12 protein-coding genes are annotated in these 18,407 nt (G+C 64.0%); 4 read left to right on the top strand and 8 right to left on the bottom strand.

Annotated elements, in window-relative coordinates:
• Positions 1–5: 5 nt before the first annotated feature.
• From pcnB to PQQ95_RS03565, 4 genes are all read right to left on the bottom strand, one after another.
• Complete coding sequence (gene pcnB, locus PQQ95_RS03580; protein WP_408434957.1) at positions 6–1,589, bottom strand: polynucleotide adenylyltransferase PcnB; 1,584 nt, start codon at positions 1,587–1,589, stop codon at positions 6–8.
• Positions 1,586–2,272 carry a histidinol-phosphatase gene (locus tag PQQ95_RS03575; RefSeq protein ID WP_408434955.1) on the bottom strand — a complete coding sequence of 229 codons (687 nt, stop codon included), beginning with the start codon at positions 2,270–2,272 and terminating at the stop codon, positions 1,586–1,588. Before PQQ95_RS03575 ends, pcnB begins: the two co-directional genes overlap by 4 nt.
• Positions 2,265–3,038: a DnaA regulatory inactivator Hda gene (gene hda, locus PQQ95_RS03570; protein WP_408434953.1), complete on the bottom strand. Its 774-nt coding sequence runs from the start codon at positions 3,036–3,038 to the stop codon at positions 2,265–2,267. Before hda ends, PQQ95_RS03575 begins: the two co-directional genes overlap by 8 nt.
• Positions 3,039–3,130: 92 nt before the next feature.
• Positions 3,131–4,207 (bottom strand): AI-2E family transporter, encoded by a 1,077-nt coding sequence (locus PQQ95_RS03565; protein WP_408434952.1) that lies wholly within the window; start codon positions 4,205–4,207, stop codon positions 3,131–3,133.
• Positions 4,208–4,366: 159 nt separating this feature from the next.
• Between PQQ95_RS03565 and purM the strand changes: the two genes are divergently transcribed.
• Positions 4,367–5,434 carry a phosphoribosylformylglycinamidine cyclo-ligase gene (gene purM / locus PQQ95_RS03560; protein ID WP_408434951.1) on the top strand — a complete coding sequence of 356 codons (1,068 nt, stop codon included), beginning with the start codon at positions 4,367–4,369 and terminating at the stop codon, positions 5,432–5,434.
• 75 nt (positions 5,435–5,509) lie between these two features.
• Here purM and miaA read toward each other — a convergent pair whose 3' ends face one another.
• Positions 5,510–6,466 (bottom strand): tRNA (adenosine(37)-N6)-dimethylallyltransferase MiaA, encoded by a 957-nt coding sequence (gene miaA / locus PQQ95_RS03555; RefSeq protein ID WP_408434949.1) that lies wholly within the window; start codon positions 6,464–6,466, stop codon positions 5,510–5,512.
• Positions 6,467–6,509: 43 nt separating this feature from the next.
• Positions 6,510–8,549, bottom strand: a complete 2,040-nt coding sequence (mutL, locus tag PQQ95_RS03550; protein WP_408434947.1) for a DNA mismatch repair endonuclease MutL — start codon at positions 8,547–8,549, stop codon at positions 6,510–6,512.
• 273 nt (positions 8,550–8,822) lie between these two features.
• Between mutL and PQQ95_RS03545 the strand changes: the two genes are divergently transcribed.
• Complete coding sequence (locus tag PQQ95_RS03545) at positions 8,823–9,497, top strand: DedA family protein (RefSeq protein WP_408435334.1); 675 nt, start codon at positions 8,823–8,825, stop codon at positions 9,495–9,497.
• A 166-nt stretch (positions 9,498–9,663) separates the two neighbouring features.
• On the opposite strand, the gene PQQ95_RS03540 is transcribed toward PQQ95_RS03545, so the two are convergent.
• Together PQQ95_RS03540 and PQQ95_RS03535 are read right to left on the bottom strand one after the other, a co-directional pair.
• The gene (locus tag PQQ95_RS03540) at positions 9,664–10,476 is read right to left on the bottom strand and encodes a mechanosensitive ion channel family protein (protein ID WP_408434945.1); all 813 of its coding nucleotides are present in this window, start codon (positions 10,474–10,476) and stop codon (positions 9,664–9,666) included.
• Positions 10,477–10,669: 193 nt separating this feature from the next.
• On the bottom strand, positions 10,670–11,044 hold the full coding sequence (locus PQQ95_RS03535; RefSeq protein ID WP_408435332.1) for a hypothetical protein: 375 nt from the start codon (positions 11,042–11,044) through the stop codon (positions 10,670–10,672).
• A 429-nt stretch (positions 11,045–11,473) separates the two neighbouring features.
• On the opposite strand from PQQ95_RS03535, the gene PQQ95_RS03530 reads away from it, so the two are divergent.
• Positions 11,474–11,812 carry a hypothetical protein gene (locus PQQ95_RS03530; RefSeq protein ID WP_408434943.1) on the top strand — a complete coding sequence of 113 codons (339 nt, stop codon included), beginning with the start codon at positions 11,474–11,476 and terminating at the stop codon, positions 11,810–11,812.
• Between the two features lie 624 nt (positions 11,813–12,436).
• Entirely contained in the window at positions 12,437–18,253 is a 5,817-nt protein-coding gene (locus PQQ95_RS03525; RefSeq protein WP_408434941.1) for an autotransporter-associated beta strand repeat-containing protein, read from the top strand.
• Positions 18,254–18,407 lie beyond the last annotated feature (154 nt).

Genomic DNA, 18,407 nt, shown 5'->3' with positions numbered 1-18,407 from the left:
CTGTGTCAGTCTTCGTGCGGGCCGTCATGACCCGCATCGCTGGCTGTGCGTTCGGCTTGCGTGCCGCCCTCCATTCCGTCGCCCGGTTTGCGGCTCCTCGCGCCACTGCTGCGCCGCCGTCGTTTTCTGGGGCTTCGGTCCTTCCCGCCTTGCGTGAGCAAAGTTTCACGCGCAGCGACGTCTCCTTCTATGAACTCCGTCCACCACGCTCCGACCGACTCATCGAGTTCGCCCGATTCGCAGCGCAACAGGAGGAAATCATACCCCGCTCTAAATCTTTGGTGTTCCAGCAGCTTCAGCGCGCTTCTGCCCGAGCGTTTCTCGAGGCGCAGTTGCAGCCCCCAGATCTCGCGCATATCCGACGAAAAGCGCTTGTGGATCGCGAGCTTCTCCGTTTGCATGTCGAGGACCTCGTCCATCGCGCGATGCAGGGCCGGCACCGGATATTCGCCGTTCGCTTCAAATTGTTGCCAACGGGTTTGTACGTCGTGCCACAGCAGCGTCGCGAACAGGAAGCCCGGCGACACCGGCTTGCCGGCGCGCACGCGAGCGTCCGTGTTGGAGAGCGCGAGCGTGATGAATTTCTCGCCGATCGGCTGTTCCAGCACCACGTCGAGCAGGGGCAGCAGACCGTGATGCAAGCCTTCCTGGCGCAGACGCTTCAAGCAGGCGAGCGCGTGGCCCGACAGCATCAGCTTGAGCATCTCGTCGAATAGACGCGCGGCCGGCACGTTGTTGATCAGATCGGCCATTTTGGCGATCGGTGCGCGGGTTGTGTCCTCGATCTCGAAATCGAGCTTGGCGGCAAAACGCACCACGCGCAGCATGCGCACCGGATCCTCGCGATAACGCGTGGCCGGGTCGCCAATCATGCGCAACAGACGTGCGCGCATGTCGGCCATGCCGTTGTGATAGTCCAGCACGGTTTGCGTGGCCGGATCGTAGTACATCGCGTTGATCGTGAAGTCGCGGCGCGTGGCGTCTTCGTGCTGCTCGCCCCAGACGTTGTCGCGCAGCACGCGGCCGCTGGCGTCCACCGCATGCGTGCGGCGGTCGAGCTCGTCGCGCTTGAGGCGACGCGGCGGTGCTGCGTCGGCCGCGGGTGGATCGACCAGCGCGCGGAACGTCGAGGTTTCGATGATTTCCTGGCCGAACTGCACGTGCACGATCTGGAACCGGCGGCCGATGATGCGCGCGCGGCGGAACAGCTTCTGCACCTGTTCGGGCGTGGCGTCGGTCGCGACGTCGAAGTCTTTCGGCTTGATGCCGAGCAAGAGATCGCGCACCGCACCGCCGACGATAAACGCGCGATGCCCCGCCTCCTGCAGACCTTCGGTGACGCGAATCGCGTTCCTCGAGATCAGCGACTGATCGATGCCATGCACGTCGTGCGGAATGATGACCGGCACGTCGGGGTCCCGCACGGTTTTGGCGGCCGGGCGTGCCGGTTTGCGGCGCGCTTTGGTGGCGCTGGACGCGTTGCGTGCCGGTGCCTCGCCGGCTTCGTCTGATTCGGTTTCGGCGGGCGGGGTGTCGTCAGCGGGCGCCGAGTCCTGGCCGAATAGCTTGCGGATAAGTTTTTTGATCACGAGGGTTGAAAGAGTTCGAGGATGCGCCAGCCTTTGGCCTGCGCATGGGCGCGCAATGTGTCGTCGGGATTGGTCGCGATCGGATCGGTGACCTTCTCGAGCAGCGGGATGTCGTTGTGCGAGTCGCTATAGAAATAGCTGCGCTCGAAGTCGCTCCAGGTCTTGCCGAGCGATGCCAGCCACGCTTCGGTACGGACGATTTTGCCTTCTTTGTAACTCGGCGTGCCGGTGGGGCGGCCGGTGTACGGCGAGTGCGGCTGGCCGTCGACGGTTTCCGCCTCGCAGGCAATCAGCGCGTCGACGCCGAACGCCTGAGCGATCGGGCGGGTGATGAATTCGTTGGTGGCGGTGACCACGCAGCAGAGATCGCCGGCTTCACGGTGCTCCCGGACCAGTTCCAGCGCGACCGGAAAGATCGCCGGTTTGATCACTTCATGCATGTACTGCGCGTGAAGGTCCGCAAGCTGCGCGCGCGTGTATTTCGCGAGCGGGGTGAGCATGGCGATCAGATAAGCGTGAATGTCGAGCTTGCCGGCTTTGTAGTCGGCGAAAAAGCGGTCGTTTTCACGAGCGAAGCTTTCGGCGTCAACCATGCCTTGTTTCACCATGAAGCGGCCCCATTCGTGGTCGCTGTCGGTGGGAATGAGCGTGTGATCGAGGTCGAAGAGTGCGAGATTAGCCATGGGGGCCTATTTTACTTGAAGCGGCGGCGGGGGACGCAGATGAGGCGGACGAAGCGGGCGCGGTTCGCCGTTCGTCGGCGTCGGGCGAGGCCAGCATGGTGCGCAAAAGCGGCAGCGTGACCGCGCGTTTCTGTTCGAGCGAGAAGCGGTCGAGCGCATCGAGCAATGCCATCAGACTCGGCATGTCGCGGCGAAAATGCGTGAGCAGGTAGGCGGGGACGTCGTCGGCAAGCATGATGCCGCGCTCGCGCGCCGCGTGTTTCAGCACCGCGGCCTTGCCTTCGTCCGGCAGCGGTGCGAGGTGAAACACGAGACCCCAGCCGAGACGGGTGCGCAGATCTTCGCGCACCGTCATGCCGATCGGCGGCGCGTTGCCCGCGGCGACGAGCGCGCTGGTGGGATGCGCGCGCACTTCGTTGAACAGGTTGAACACGGCAATCTGCTGCGCCGCGGACAGGGCATCGCAATCGTCGATCGCATACAGCGCGACGCGCGGGTCGAACGTGAACGCGGCGAGGCTGCTCTGCGGACTGGCAAAGCGGGCATGACCCGGCGGCGCTTCGTGGACCAGCGCCTGCAGCAGATGCGTGCGGCCGCTGCCGGCTTCGCCCCAGAGGTAGAAGGTGCGATCGGCCACTGGCCCGGCCGCGAGCGCGTTGTCGAGCTCGCGCAGTCGCGTGACCAGCTCGGCGTTGGCGCCAGCGAAGAAATTGTCGAATGTCGAAGGCGGCGGGGTGCCGAGATCGAGCGTCAGTTGACGAAGCACAGTAGGTGAATGCCGAAAATGAGGCCTAGGCCGTAAATGACCCGAGTCCGGGTCCTAAAACGTCCATAAATAGTCAATGAGCAGCCAGTGACTCAATTGTTGTAAAGCGTGCTCGCCAGATAACTTTGACGCAACTCGCGCATGGCTACCGACAGAATGGCGCTGACCGGCAACGCCAGCAACACGCCGAAAAAGCCGAACAGCTGACCGAACGCGAGCAACGCGAAGATGACCGCGAGCGGGTGCAGGCCGATCCGTTCGCCAACCAGGCGCGGCGTGAGATAAAAGCTCTCTACGATCTGGCCGACGCCGTAAATCAGCGCGACCGCGCCGAAGCCATACCAGTCGCCGAACTGTAGCAGGGCTGCGAGCAGCGCCAGCGCGAGACCGGTTGCAAAACCAATGTACGGGATGAACACCGCGAGGCCCGTGAAAATACCCACCGGCAGCGCGATCTCAAAGCCGGCGACGGTCAGCGCAATTGCATAATAGACCGCGAGCACCGCCATCACGAGCAGTTGGCCGCGCAGGTATTGCGACAGCATCTGGTCCATGTCGCGCGCGAGTTGCAGCGTTTTTTCGAGCCAGCGGCGCGGCACCGTGATTTGCATGCGGGCGAGCATGCGGTTCCAGTCGTACAGCAGATAAAACAGCACGAGCGGCACCATCACGAGGTTGCCGACCACCGTCATCATCACGTTGCCGCTGGTGCGAACGGACGTCCATACATACAGTGCGACCTGCTGCGCGCTGCCTTCGAGCTGCCCCATCACAAGATCGCGGATGCTGGCGAAATCGAGCGAATCGGCAAGGCCCAGTAAAGCAAGCTTGGGTTGCAGCCACGCGCTCACGTGGGCGAACAGCACGGGCACCTGTTGCTTCAACTGCGGACCTTCTTTCTGGATGACGGCCAGCACCAGCAGCACGAGCAGCGTCATCAGCAGCGAGAACAGCAGCATCATCAGCAAGGCAGCGAGTCCGCGCGGCACACGCCGGCGCACCATCCACGCGACGCCCGGTTGCAGAATGTACGCGAGAATGGCGCCCAGCAGGAATGGTGTGAGGACCGGACTCAGGAGCCAGAGCAGAATGCCGACACCCAGCGCGATCGCCAGCCAGATGAAGGCACGGCGCTGCACAGGCGTCAGGATCGAGGGGTTTTGTTGCAAAGTTATTTCCCAGGTGTCGTCGCGACCGGATGAGTCAGGGTGATTCAAATTCCAGCCAGCCGGCCGGCAACTCTGTATGGGACCCGAGTAAGCGCGGAAGCGCCGACTCTGGTCGGCATCGGGTAAAATCGCATTTTACCGACCTTCGAGCTCTTCCCCATGAATCAACCGAAATCCGCCCAGCCTTCAACTGATTCGGCCCAAGGTTTGTCGTATCGCGACGCCGGTGTTGACATCGACGCGGGCGACGCCTTGGTCGACGCGATCAAGCCCTTTGCCAAAAAGACGATGCGCGACGGCGTGCTGGGCGGCATCGGCGGGTTTGGCGCGCTGTTTGAAGTGCCGAAGAAGTACAAGGAGCCGGTGCTGGTTTCGGGCACGGACGGCGTCGGCACCAAGCTGCGCCTTGCATTTCAACTGAATAAACACGACACCGTGGGCCAGGATCTGGTGGCGATGAGCGTGAACGACATTCTGGTTCAGGGCGCTGAGCCGTTGTTCTTCCTCGATTATTTCGCTTGCGGCAAGCTGGACGTCGGTACGGCGGCAACGGTCGTGAAGGGCATCGCGCACGGCTGCGAACTGTCCGGCTGCGCGCTGATCGGCGGCGAAACGGCTGAAATGCCGGGCATGTACCCGGACGGTGAATACGATCTGGCCGGTTTTGCGGTCGGCGCGGTGGAAAAGAGCAAGATTATCGACGGCAGCACGATCGCCCCGGGCGATGTGGTGCTGGGTTTGGCGTCGAGCGGTATCCATTCGAATGGTTTTTCGCTGGTGCGCAAGATCATCGAGCGCGCGCAACCGGATTTGAACGCGGATTTTGATGGCCGCTCGTTGGCCGATGCGCTGATGGCGCCTACGCATATTTATGTGAAGCCTTTGCTGGCCTTGATGCAGCAGATCGCGGTGAAGGGTATGGCGCACATCACCGGTGGCGGGCTGGTCGAGAACATTCCGCGCGTTTTGCGTGAAGGTCTGACGGCTGAACTGGATCACCGTGGCTGGCCGCTGCCGCCGCTGTTCTCGTGGCTGCAGAAGCACGGCGGCGTGGCGGATGCGGAAATGCATCGCGTGTTCAACTGCGGGATCGGGATGGCGGTGGTTGTTTCCGCGGCTGATGCCGATGCGGCGATCGGCCTGTTGTCGGCGGCCGGTGAGCAGGTCTGGAAGATCGGCGTGATTCGCGAAAGCGCAGCCGGTGAAGCTCAGACGGTAGTGATCTAACTAAGCAGCCAGCCTGATCAAAGACTGGCTTGCCCGCGCGGCGTACAGAAAGAACACGTCGCGCGGGTAAAAAACTCAAATCAACGCTTCAATCAGGCTGACGACCTGTGCAGTTGCGCCAGGATCGCAGCAATCAACAACCACCCGTTCTGTCATGCTGCGCAGCCACGTGAGCTGCCGCTTGCACAATTGCCGGGTGGCAAAGACGCCCTTGTCCCGCATGGTCGGATAGTCGACCGCCCCGTCGAGATATTCCCAGACCTGCCGATATCCCACACATCGCATGGACGGCATCTCGGGCAACAGATCCCCGCGCGCGCGCAATTTCACCACTTCTTCGATAAAGCCGCCGGCCAGCATGGCGTCGAAGCGCTTTTCGATGCGAGCATGCAGCACGCTGCGCTCGGAAGGCTCCAACGCAATGGGCACGAAGCGCCATGCCAAAGCGGCGTCGTCCGTTCGAGCGGGTGCGGCCAGTAAAGCGGACATCGCTTGCCCGGTCAGCATGAAAACTTCGAGCGCTCGCTGAATTCGCTGCGAATCGTTCGGCGCGAGACGCGCAGCCGTAGCGGGATCGACAGTGGCGAGCCGCGCATGCATTGCCGGCCAGCCGTCGCGGGCGGCGTCGGCATCGAGCGTTGCGCGCACGTCGGCATCGGCGGCCGGCAGATCATTGAGGCCTTGAGTGAGCGCCTTGTAGTACAGCATCGTCCCGCCGACCAATAACGGCAGCCGGCCGCGTGCACTGATCTCGCCGATCAGGCGCAACGCATCGCTGCGAAATTCCGCCGCCGAATACGCGTCCGCCGGATCGACAATATCGATCAGATGATGCGGCGCCACCGCGCGTTCTTCCGCCGTCGGTTTGGCAGTACCGATATCCATCTCGCGATAGACCAGCGCCGAATCGACACTGATGATTTCCACCGGCCGCTGCGCGGCGAGTGCCAGCGCGGCGGCGGTTTTGCCGGATGCAGTCGGGCCGAGCAGGCAAGGGACCGGCGTGGGTGTGCCGGAAGTGCTTGAGGTCATAGGCAAGACGGCGTGCGCCGAAGCAGCGTAATCAGGCGCACCGTCATTGCCCACGCATGAACAGCCGATCGAGATCGGACAGCGTCAACTGATACCACGTCGGACGCCCGTGATTGCATTGATCGGCGCGCTCGGTCGCCTCCATTTGACGCAGCAGCGCGTTCATTTCGTCGAGCGTCAGACGCCGGTTCGCGCGCACCGCGTGATGGCAGGCGAGCGTGCCGAGCAGTTCATGCTGACGCTCGGTCAATACGCGGGAGCCGCCGAACGCGTGCAGGTCCGAGAGGACCGCGCGGGCCAGCGCCAGCAGATCGGCGTCTTTCAGCAGAGCCGGCACGGCGCGGATGGCGAGCGTGGTCGGCGACAGCACGGCGAGGTCGAAACCCAGTGCGTCCAGTGTGTCGCGCTCCTCTTCGACCGTGCCGATTTCAATCGGATCGGCCTGCATGGTTTGCGGGATCAGCAGCGGCTGCACGGCAATCGTGCGATCGGCCAGGGCGTTCTTGAACTGCTCGTACAGGATGCGCTCGTGCGCAGCGTGCATGTCGACAATCACGAGACCATGCGCGTTCTGCGCGAGCACATAGATGCCGTGAATCTGACCGAGGGCGAAGCCGAGCGGTTGCTCGTCCGAGGCATTGAACGCAGGCGGTGCGTACGTCCCTGAGGCGTTGTACGGGGACGGCCCGGCCGCTGTCGAGTCGCGTGCTTCGAAGAGCGTCGCGCCTTCCACGGTGCCGGCATGGGTGTCTCTGCGGCCGAAGAGGGCGTCGTAGAAGCCTAGCGGTTGGGCAACCGGCAGCGTGCCTTGTGTCATGCGCGCCTGGCGCATCCACGTATTGCCTGGCTGTGAGGATCCGGACCCGCCGCCGAAGCCTCCGCCGCCGAAGCCGCCTGCACCGGCGCTAAAGCCACCGCCGCTCACACCCGCCCCGCCCAGCGGCGTAGCGCCGAACGAAGCAGGCCCGCCCGGCGCCGCTTCCAGATGCGCCGCATGTCCACCGGCGGTCGTTTCCGGCGACGCGCCCGCGTGCCGCGCCAACGCGCGCTGCACGGCGTGGAACACAAATTGGTGAATCGAGCGTGAATCGCGAAACCGCACTTCGATTTTCGACGGATGCACGTTCACGTCGACCGCTTCGGGCGGCAAATCGAGAAACAGCACGTAGGACGGATAGCGGTCGCCATGCAGCACGTCTTCGTAGGCGGCGCGCACGGCGTGCGTGAGCAGCTTGTCGCGCACGAACCGGCCGTTGACGAAGAAGTACTGCTGATCGGCGCGCCCTCGGCTCGCGGTCGGCAGGCCGGCGCAGCCGTAGACGGCGAGCGGGCCGGCGGACTCGTCGAGCGGTAAATGAGCCGTCGCAAAAGTTTCGCCGAGAATTTTGGCGACACGCGCCGGCGGCTCGCTGGCGTTCCAGTGCTCGACCGCCTTACCGTTATGGAGCACCGAAATCGCGACATCCGGCCGCGCCAGCGCCGCGCGGCGAATCTGTTCGAGGCAATGGCCGAGTTCGGTCTGCTCGCTTTTCAGGAATTTGCGGCGTGCAGGCGTGTTGAAATACAGCTCGCGGACTTCGATCGTGGTGCCTTGGGTGCCGGCGGCGGGGCTCAGCACGCCCGTCTGCGCGTCGACGCGCACAGCATGTGGCGCGTCGGCCGTGCGGCTCGTGATGGCCATCTGCGCGACGGATGCAATCGACGCCAGCGCTTCGCCGCGAAACCCCAGCGTGGCAACCGCTTCCAGTTCGGCGAGCGAGCGGATCTTGCTGGTCGCGTGACGCATCAGCGCGAGGGCGAGTTCGTTTTCGGGGATGCCGCAGCCGTCGTCGGTGATCGAAATGCGTTTGACGCCGCCCTCGTCGAGCAGGATGCGCAGCGTCTGCGCGCCTGCGTCGAGCGCATTTTCCAGCAATTCCTTGACGACCGAGGCCGGCCGCTCGACCACTTCGCCGGCGGCAATCTGGCTGATCAGCTGATCGGGCAGGGGCTGGATCGCCCGCAACGGGCGTGGGACGGGCGCGGCGGCGGAAACTGCGGCCGCGTCGGCGGTGCCGGCAGGCGTTTCGGAGAATTCTGACATGGCCAAATTATAGCGATTCGGCGTGAGCAGGCTGAATGCGGGCCGAAGGGTTGGATGACTGCGGTCTTGCGACCGGTGACCGTCGAATTGCCGAACCGCCGCATGGCGTCGAGATTGCCCACACACGGCAGATTTTTAATCGCAGCCGGGCACTTTCGGTATCATGACGCGGTCAATTTCCAGCGGCGAGCATGCGCTCGCTGCTCATCTCCCGCAAGGCTGCCGGCTCGCCGCTCCCGCCACGCTTCACATTCGCTTAATAAAGGACGCTTTTTGGACACGCTGCTACAGTTCGCCAATCTTGTCTTGCACATCGACAAGTTTCTGGGAGTCTTTATTCACGAGTACGGCGCCTGGGTCTACGCGGTGCTGTTTCTGATCGTGTTCTGCGAAACCGGGCTGGTCGTCCTGCCGTTTCTGCCGGGCGATTCGCTGCTGTTCATCGGCGGCGCCTTTTGTGCGACCGGTGAAATGAATCTCGGTTTGCTGATCGTGCTGCTGCTTGTCGCAGCGGTTGTCGGCAACACGGTTAACTACATGGTCGGGCGGTCCATCGGGCCTCGGGTGTTCAATTCGCACATCCCTTTACTTGAGCGGTTCCTCGACCGCGCCGCGCTGCAGAAGACGCATAACTTCTACGAAAAGCATGGTGGCAAGACCATCGTGCTGGCGCGTTTCATTCCGGTAGTTCGCACATTTGCGCCGTTCGTCGCGGGCGCCTCGGAGATGACGGTTAGCCGGTTCCAGCTTTTCAATGTCCTGGGTGCGCTGCTTTGGGTGTTGCTGCTGGTGTTCCTCGGTTACTTCTTCGGCAACATTCCGTTCATCCGGCAGTATTTGAACCTGATCGTGCTGGTGGGTATCGGCGCGGCCGTCGTGCCGGTTGTGCTCGGCGCGCTGTGGAAAGTGACGCGTAAGAACGCTGCGGCCAAGTCGGGCAGCCACTGACACTTCACGTGGTACGAAGCTGGACAAACAAACGGCGTCGCGAAAATCGCGACGCCGTTTGTTTTGTGCGGTCCGGTTCCTGATAAGTCGGATGACTGAGCCAGCGAAAAACGGTTCACCTTGGCGAACGTCAGCCTCGATCCAGAGACCTACGCGCGGATCATGCTCAACTGACTATACGTGGCGCAATCGGTGTTTCCGGTGTCGGATAACCTGCATCCTTGAAGGTCTGGATGATCGCGCGGTTGGTATCGAAGTAGACCTGCCAGTAATGGTCGGTGTGCGTGTAGGGGCGCACGCATAGCAACGGTCCTTCCGGCGTGAAGCTTAGCACCTCGATATCCGGTGCGGGACTCTCGGCCACGTTAGGAATCTGCGTAACGGCCGTCTTAAGCCGGTTCATCGCATCCGTAGGATCAACGCCGTTTGCAATCTTCGCGGTCAACTCGACACGCCGTACCGGCAATGCGCTGTAGTTCGAGATTGTGTCCGAAAAAATCTTGTTGTTGCCGACGATGGTGACCACATTGTCGGGCGTTACGATGGTCGTGCCGAACAGGCCCAGTTCCGAGACCGTGCCCGTAACGCCGCCCGCCATGACGAAATCCCCCACCTTGAACGGCCGCAGTACCTGCATGAAGATGCCTGCCGCGAAGTGAGCGAGCAACCCGCCCCAAGCAGTGCCGATTGCAAGGCCGAGGCCGGCGAGCAACGCGGCGAACGAGGTAGTCTGGACACCGAACACCTGCAGGATCGCGAGGATCAGCAGCAGGTTCAGCAGCGCACCGAGAATCGAGCCGAGGTATTTAGCGAGTGTTGGATCGACGCGGCCGTTTTTCGATAGCAGCTTGCGCAGCAAGCCGGTGATCAGGCCAATGACCCACCGGCCGACGATCCACAATACGATCGCCCCGAGTACCTTGGTGCCGAGGTCGATGCCTCGGGTCATGATGAACACGCGTACGGTTTCGAGATCCAAGATGTTCCTCGCTGGTTAAGTTGCCTTCGACTGATTGAACGGCGGTAGTGCAATACAGCGGCAAATGCCCGGCGACGGGCGCAAACGATAAATCTCGATCTTCGAAAGTTATACGCGACGGCGCGCGCAACCGCAAGGACCGTTCCCGCTGACGATGCGGATTGCGTAGGGGAAGAAAACGGACCGTGTGGCGTTACATCGGCAGATGGGATTCGGAATACGGGGACGTGCGAATGACCAGTGTATTGTCATTAGTTCTGGCGGCGCGCACGCGACGACGTGCCACGTACCGCGACGCCAATGCGGCAATGGCTGCCAGTCCATACGCGCTGGCGCGTTCGAAGAACGCGGTCGGCGTGCTGAACTTGCCGTAGCGGTTCTGCGCATCGGCGAACACGAGAAAGGTCAACGCGGCGTCGAGCACCAGGGCGGCCGATATCAGCGCGATGAAAATATGCGGACCGTTGAGCGCGGCGCCGGATACGAGCCGGTTGTACAGACGACACACGCTCAGCACCACACCCAGCAGAACAAGGTTCGAGACGAGGTCGAACAGAAAATTGGACATATTGACGGAATGAAAGCCCACGGATTTGCGGTGTTGCCGAAGTGTCTGCTCACGCAGCATTGCTGCGCGATTCGCAGAATCGGCGGCGATCATTGCACGTCTTTACGTCTCAATAAATATCAATGTTCGGAGTCCGTTGTATCTGTTTCGTATCGAAGAAGCGTGATGTAAGAGCGGGCTGATGACTGTGTGGGGCTTTGTGATTCGCGCTGTGAGAATGCGTCGCCGGACGGTCACACTTTTCCGTTGTTCTGAAAAGAAGCGAACAGCCATCGTTCGCCGATCCGCATCTCGCGCCATGGTTCAGGTGCGAATCCCATCGTGTGGCAAGCAGCAAACGCGCGCGGCATGGCGCTTGCTGAACTCATGATCAAGCAGACGAAAATCGTCTGCGCCCACATTCCAGTCCCTATTAAGGAGGAACGGATCATGAACAAGGCAACCAGCATCCTGATCGCAGCCGTCGCCGCCCTTGCGCTGTCCGGCGGCGCTTACGCGCAGACAGCGGGCGCGGGCGGCGGCGGTAGCGGCAACGGTTCGTCGAGCCACGGCAGCACGGCCAGCCCCGCAACGGGTCAGACGAACGACACGACTAGCGGCTACGGCACGCCGGGTACCACCGGCTCGGATAGCGGCACAAATTCGGGCTTGCCGAACGCACGTATGCAACCGGGCATGAACGGCGCGCCCGCCGACACCGCACCGGCGCCGAAGACGAACAATACGCTGGCCACGCCCAGCGTCGTCTCGCCGGCCGGCAATAAATAAGGCTGCGGCGGTTGTCCAGGACAAGCGCGCAATAACGGTGTAATTGGCGGCATATCCGGAATGAGCCGCGAGGATTTATCCGCGCACGATTGACTGCGCGGATTTACCTTGGAATTTTTATATCGTAGCGGTGACAACGTTTGCGTGTTTAAAAAATCACTCCGCATTCGTAACTCGCTGTAATAATAAGGGCTGTTGTCTTTTCGACAACGGCCTGTTATTTCGCGTCACGTCAATCATTCAATAAATAATAAGCGCGTCGCGCTCTGTGAACAGAATCGCGCGGAAAACCCCGCTACAGCCGCGAGTTCATTGACAGTTTCCGGCACGCTACGGTAGTCTTTTTCCGCCTTACACAATTACTATTCAGACAAAACAAGTTTTTACGCCTGAGAGCGCTTTACCGCTACCGTGCCTGTCCGCCGCGAAGTCACGATCTGCAATACCCGTATTCCATAAGAAGTCTCGCTGTCGCGCCACGGCGGTACCCGCATTGCGCATTCAGCGACTTCGGTTTGGCGTGAACGTGTCGTTCGCATCGATCGAAACAGCTCAATAGCCCTATAGCTTCCAGGATAAAAGCCGATATCCATATAACAAACTTTTCCAAATGGAGACCACGAGATGGCTCGCGTTCGCGATTCGAAACATGCCGAACTGCCCAAACTGCTGCCCGCCATGGGTGTATTCGTCGCACTGGTGGGTGCCGGCATTATTCCCGTGCACGCGAGCTGTACGTCGGCAGGCAGCAACGTGAGCTGCTCCGGCGCCGCGAATCCGCTTTCGCCCAGTTACACGAACGGCGCGAACAACCTGAACGTCACGATCAATCCGGGCGGCAGTCTCGGCGTGCTGCTCGGTATCGGTGGCTCGTCTTTGACGCTGACCGGCAGCAACACCACCGTCACCAACAACGGCCGGGTCGATCCGACCGTGCTGGGCTCGAACCTGAGCATCCTGTCGGGGGGGCTCGTGATCGGCAATGCGGTGGCCAGCACGCAGACCATCACCAACAACGGCACACTCAACGGCTCCACCGGCACGACGCTCAGTCAGACCGGCATGGCGCTCGTGTCGCAGAACGGCGCCGGCGGCGTCACCAACATCACGAATACCGGCACGATGTCGACCACGCCCATCAGCGGCGGCACTATGACTGGCGCCGACGCGGGCGTGATCGTGGCCTACGGCGGCGCGCAGATCAACGTCAGCAACTCCGGCACGATCACCGGACGCGTGGGGCTCGCCAGTTCGGTTGGCGGCAATACGTTCACGAACTCGGGCGCCATCAACGGCAGCGTGTCGATGGGCGCCAGCAGCACGAATCAATTCATCGCGACCACCGACTCGTCGGTGAATGCGGCCGGCGGCACCGCCGTGGCGCAGGACCTCACCATCGGCGTGAATACGATCAACTTCGCGGCCACCGGCGTGGTAGACGGCGGCGCGGGCGGCAACAACACACTGAGCCTGCAACAGGGCGTGTCGGCGACAGGCACGATCAACAACGCCAACTACATCGACTTCAGTCATCTGGACGTGCAGAGCGGGACGTGGACGCTCCAGGGCGCCTCGGGTGTCAGCGACGCGACGCTGGAAAACGGCGCGACCGCGCTCGTCAATAACGCCGCATCGCTGGGCACCGGCACGATCACGTCCACCGGCGGCGGGATCCAGTCGCTGGTGCCGGGTCTCACGCTGTCGAACAACATCGGTGTGAGCGGCAACGGCCTCATCGTGGGAGGCAGCACCGACCTCGGCCTGTCGGGCACGATCTCGGGCACGGGCGCGCTCACCCAGGCGGGCAGCGGCACCCTGACCCTGTCGGCGGTCAATACGTACACCGGCGGCACCAACCTGAACGCGGGCGGAATCGTCGTCGGCAACAACCAGGCGCTCGGCACCGGCACGGTAATCGTCGGCGGCAATGCGACCCTCGACAACAATCAGGGCGCCGCGCTTGCCAATCAGATCGCGCTCAATACGGGCGTGGCGTTGACGCTCGGCGGCAGCAATGCGCTAGAACTCACCGGCGTGATCGAAGGGGCGGGCGGCATCGTAAAAAATGGTGCGGCGACCACCACGCTGAGCGGCGCGAACACGTTCACCGGCGGCACGAACGTCAATGCCGGCACACTCGCGCTCGGCGCGGGCGGCTCGCTCGCGGCGACGGGCGGCGTCAATCTCGCGAACCCGGGCGCCACTTTCGACATCAGCGCTGCGGGCGCCAACCAGACGATCGGCGCGCTGTCCGGCGTGGCAGGCACGGCGGTCTCGCTCGGCGCCAACGCGCTGAACTTCGGCGACGCCACCAACGCGACCTTCGGCGGCACGATCGGCGGCACCGGCGGCGTCGTCAAACAGGGCTCCGGCGCCGAAACCTTGACGGGCTCCAACACCTACACCGGCGGCACCATCATCGAATCGGGCACACTCGCGCTCGGCGCGGGCGGCAATCTCGCGGCCGGCGGCGCGCTGACCCTCGGCGCGGCGGGCACCACCTTCGACATCTCCGGCGCTGGCGCCAACCAGACCGTCGGTGCGCTGTCGAGCATGGCCGGCAGCACGGTGGCGCTGGGCGGCAACACGCTGACGTTCGGCGATTTCACCACTCAGACTTTCGCGGGTTCGTTCACCGGCACCGGCGGCATCATCAAGCAGGGCTCGGGCACCGAAACGTTCGCGGGAACGAATACCTATAGCGGTACCACCACGATCGAATCTGGCACGCTGGCGTTGTCGGGCAGTGGCAGCCTGTCGGGCGCGTCGGACGTGAATCTGGCGAACGCGGGCGCGTCGCTCGACGTGAGCGGCGCGACCGCCTCCCCGACCATTGGCGCGCTGTCCGGCGTCGGTGGCACATCGGTCTCGCTCGGCGCGCAGACGCTCACCCTCGGCAGCGCGAACAGCACGACCTTCGGCGGCACGATCGGCGGCATCGGCGGCGTCGTCAAAGCGGGCACCGGCACGCAGACGCTGAGCGGCACGAACACTTACACCGGCGGCACGACCATCAACAGCGGCACGCTCGCGCTGTCCGGCAACGGCAGCCTCGCCGCCGGCAGTTCGGTCAACGTGGCCGGCAACGGCGCGAGCTTCGACATCAGCGGCGCTGTGGCCCCTCAGACGGTCGGCGCACTCTCCGGCGCGGCAGGCAGCACGGTGAGTCTCGGCGGCAACTCGCTGACCTTCGGCGACGCGACCAACCAGACGCTCGCCAGTTCGGTGACCGGCACCGGCGGCCTCGTGAAGGAAGGGGCCGGTACCGAAACGATCAGCGGCAACAACACGTATAGCGGCGGCACCACGCTCAACGCGGGCGGCCTCGTGGTGGGCAGCAATACCGCGCTCGGCACGGGCGCGCTGACGGTGAACGGCGCGTCCACGCTCGACAGCAATGCGGCCACCACACTGGCCAACAACGTCGTGTTGAACGCGGGTCTGAGCGTCAACGGAACCAACGATCTGACACTGGACGGCTCGATCTCGGGCACAGGCGGCCTGACCAAGGACGGCAGCGCCACGCTCACGCTGAACGGCACCAACACCTACACCGGCGGCACCCAGGTCAACGCGGGCACGCTCGCGCTGGGCGCGAACGCAAGCCTCAACGCAAACGGCACGGTCAACGTCGCCAGCGGCGCGGTGTTCGATCTGTCGGCCGGCAACGGCACGCAGACGTTCGGCACGCTGACCGGCTCGGGCACGATCAACGTCGGCACGAACGACCTGACGGTGGGCAGCGCGACCGACGGCACGTTCAGCGGCGGGATCGCCGGCACCGGCACGCTGACCAAGGTCGGCAGCGGCACGGAGACCTTGACCGGCGCGAACACCTTCACCGGCGGCACCACGATCAGCGCCGGCACGCTGGCACTCGGCGCGGGTGGCAGTCTGGCGGCGACCGGCGGCGTGACGCTGAGCGCGGCGGGCACCAACTTCGACATCAGCGCGGCGGGCGCGAACCAGACGATCGGCGCGCTTTCGAGCGTGGCGGGCAGCACGGTGGCCATGGGCGGCAATACGCTGACGTTCGGCGACAGTTCGAACCAGACTTTTGCCGGCACGCTCAGCGGCACGGCCGGCATCGTGAAGGCCGGCAACGGCACGGAAACACTGACGGGCGCGAACACCTACACCGGCGGCACGACGATCAACGCGGGCACGCTCGCGCTCAGCGGCGCGGGCAGTCTCGTGGCGGGCGGTGCGCTGAGTCTTGCCGGCGCGGGCGCGACCTTCGACATGAGCAACGCGGCGGGCAACCAGACGTTCGGCGCGTTCTCCGGCGTGGCGGGCAGCGCGGTCGCGCTCGGCGGCCATACGCTGACCTTCGGCGACGCGACCAGCCAGACCTTCGCCGGCACGCTGAGCGGCACAGGCGCGCTGGTCAAGAACGGCGCGGGCGTCGAAACGCTCAGCGGCGCGAACACCTATTCAGGCGGCACCACGCTCAACGGCGGCGGTCTCGTGCTCGGCACCAACAGCGCGCTGGGCACCGGCACGCTAACGGTGAACAACGCCGCGACGCTCGATGCATCGACGGCCGTCAACGTCGCGAACGCGATCGTGCTCAACGCGACGACCACAGTCGGCGGCAGCGCGGACACGACGTTGTCGGGCAACGTGTCGGGCACCGGCGGCCTGATCAAGAACGGCAACGCCGGGCTGACGCTCGGCGGCTCGAACACGTTCTCCGGCGGCACCACGGTGAACGGCGGCTCGCTCACGCTCACTTCGGCGAACGCGCTCGGCACGGGCGGCCTGACGATGAACGGCGGCGCGCTGAACGTCGGCAACGGCGGCTCGGCTCAACCGCTGCAAGTGAATTTCGCGTCGCTGGCCGGCGCGGGCAGCAGCGCCATCAATCTGAGCAACGCCGCGCTGGGCGTGAGCGGCGCCGGCACGTACGCCGGCACGATCACGGGCAACGGCTCGCTGCAGAAGAACGGCAACGGTCTGCTGATCCTCAACGGTGTGAACACCTACAGCGGCACGACCGAGGTGGCCGCGGGTGAACTTGAAGTCGGCGACATCAACAACCTCAACGCGCGTATTGCCGGCAATGCGCTGGTGGATAGCGCGGGTACGTTGCGCGGTCACGGCACGGTGGCGGGCAACGTGACGAACAATGGCACGGTGGCGCCGGGCGGCTCGATCGGCACGCTGAACGTCGGCGGCAACTACACACAGGCCAGCAACGCGACGCTCGCCATCGAAGTGAGCCCGACCGCGGCATCGCAACTGAACGTGACCGGCAGCGCGGCGCTGAACGGCGCGCTGGCCGTGACCTTCGATCCGGGCACGTACACGGCGAAGCAGTACACGGTGGTGTCGGCGGCGGGCGGCGTGACGGGCACGTTCACCAACAGCGCGTTCAATGCGTCGACGGGCGCGAATCTCGGAGCGTTGCAATCGTCGGTGTCGTATGGGGCGAATACGGTCGAACTGGTGCTGGCCAACGCGCAAGGCACGCCGGGCGGCGGCACGGCGCCGACCGTGATCGCGCCGGTCAACACGAGCATCTACACCGCGCAGGGCACGGCGGCGCTGCTCAACGCGCAGACCACCACGGCCGCGCTGCTTGGCCATTTGAGCGGCGCGGGCGCATCAGGCGCGACGCCGGGCGTCGCCGCAGGGTGGATCAACGCGAGCGGCGCGCAGACGAAGGTCGGCGGCACGAATGGCGCGCCGGGCTTCCAGGCGAACCAGTACGGCTTCCTCGCCGGCCTCGATCAGCGGATGGGCGACTACACGGTGGGCGTGGCGGCAGGCTACACGCATACGGATCTCGACGAACAGTCCACCGGCGATTCGGGCACGCAGGACACGCTGCGCGCCGCGCTGTACGCGAGCCGTCCGCTCGGGCCGGTGCAGGTGTCAGGCACGGTGAGCTATGGCGTCGACTTCCTGTCGCAGAAGCGGCCGTTCGCGGGTGTCGGCACGGCTGAGGGCGATCACGTCGGACAGGAGTTCACGGCGGGCGCGCAGGCGAGCTTGCCGCTGACGCTCGGCAGCTTCGTGCTGACGCCGCTGGCGGGCTTGCGCTACGCGTATTTCCACGCGAATGGTTTCGGCGAGAGCGGTGCGGGCGGTCAGGATCTGCGCGTGGGCACGGACAATGTCCACAGCCTGCAACCGTATGTGGGTCTCACGCTGGATCGTGCGTTCGGCGACGCATGGCGGCCGATGGCGGTGCAACTGCGGGTCGGCTACGCGCATGAGGTGCTCGATGCGGGCCGCGCGGTCAGCGTCTCGGCACAGGACGGCACGTTGTTCACCGCGCCGGGTACGAGCTTGCCGCGTGGTTATCTGACCACGGGCGTGAGCGTCAGCATGCAGCCGATGAAGAACCTGACCGTGTCGGTTGGGTACGATGCATTGATCAATACGACGCATGCGTCGGCGCAGCAGGGGACGGTGAAGGCGGAGTATCGGTTCTGAGTGGGATGAGCCGCGTTCGTGGAAAGCGGGCGCGGTATCGACATTCAAACGCCGATCAGACTTTGCCCCTCGCGATAACTTGGCAATCGGCGAGTGGTCCCAGGGAGTCGGTCACAACGCCCCCTCGGCTGATTTCGCCGTTGGCCTTTTGATT

The sequence above is a fragment of the Paraburkholderia caffeinilytica genome (assembly GCF_046030355.1).
GTDB lineage: Bacteria > Pseudomonadota > Gammaproteobacteria > Burkholderiales > Burkholderiaceae > Paraburkholderia > Paraburkholderia caffeinilytica_B.
The sequence above is the reverse complement of the archived record's forward strand: the minus strand, read 5'-3'. Positions and strand labels throughout refer to the sequence as shown.

Coding starts and splice junctions, on each gene's coding strand:
- PQQ95_RS03575 (WP_408434955.1), bottom strand. CDS start 2,272: ATGGCTAATCTCGCACTCTTCGACCTCGATCACACGCTCATTCCCACC.
- purM (WP_408434951.1), top strand. CDS start 4,367: ATGAATCAACCGAAATCCGCCCAGCCTTCAACTGATTCGGCCCAAGGT.
- miaA (WP_408434949.1), bottom strand. CDS start 6,466: ATGACCTCAAGCACTTCCGGCACACCCACGCCGGTCCCTTGCCTGCTC.
- mutL (WP_408434947.1), bottom strand. CDS start 8,549: ATGTCAGAATTCTCCGAAACGCCTGCCGGCACCGCCGACGCGGCCGCA.
- PQQ95_RS03535 (WP_408435332.1), bottom strand. CDS start 11,044: ATGTCCAATTTTCTGTTCGACCTCGTCTCGAACCTTGTTCTGCTGGGT.
- PQQ95_RS03530 (WP_408434943.1), top strand. CDS start 11,474: ATGAACAAGGCAACCAGCATCCTGATCGCAGCCGTCGCCGCCCTTGCG.
- PQQ95_RS03525 (WP_408434941.1), top strand. CDS start 12,437: ATGGCTCGCGTTCGCGATTCGAAACATGCCGAACTGCCCAAACTGCTG.